General features: G+C 66.6%; 1 pseudogene. It reads left to right on the top strand.

From position 1 onward, the window contains the following. Nucleotides 1–6: 6 nt before the first annotated feature. A pseudogene (locus A2J01_RS17780) lies at nt 7–437 on the top strand (pyruvate dehydrogenase (acetyl-transferring), homodimeric type); the annotation flags it as partial.

The raw sequence follows: 437 nt of genomic DNA, 5'->3' as shown, positions 1-437 counted from the left end.
CACACGTTGTCTGACCTGATCCAGGGTCCCGCGTCCGGGCAGAACGCCGATTCCGGCGCCGCCGGCGAGTCGGGTTCGCCCGCGTCGAATACGCCGGGGGGAACCGACGGTCGCGTTCGCGTCATTCGCGAAGGTGTTGCGTCGTACCTGCCGGACATCGATCCGGACGAGACCACCGAATGGCTCGAATCATTCGACGGACTTCTGGATCGATCCGGACCCACGCGTGCCCGCTACCTCATGCTCCGCATGCTCGAACGCGCCGGCGAGAAGCACGTCGCACTCCCCGCGCTCACTTCGACCGACTACGTCAACACGATTCCGACCGAAAACGAGCCGTGGTTCCCCGGCGACGAAGAGGTCGAGCGCCGCTATCGCGCCTGGATCCGTTGGAACGCCGCGATCATGGTCCACCGCGCTCAGCGACCGGGCGTCGG

The organism is Rhodococcus sp. EPR-134 (assembly GCF_001647205.1).
GTDB classification, from domain to species: Bacteria; Actinomycetota; Actinomycetes; order Mycobacteriales; family Mycobacteriaceae; genus Rhodococcus_F; species Rhodococcus_F qingshengii.
This window is presented reverse-complemented; position numbering and strand designations above follow the sequence as displayed.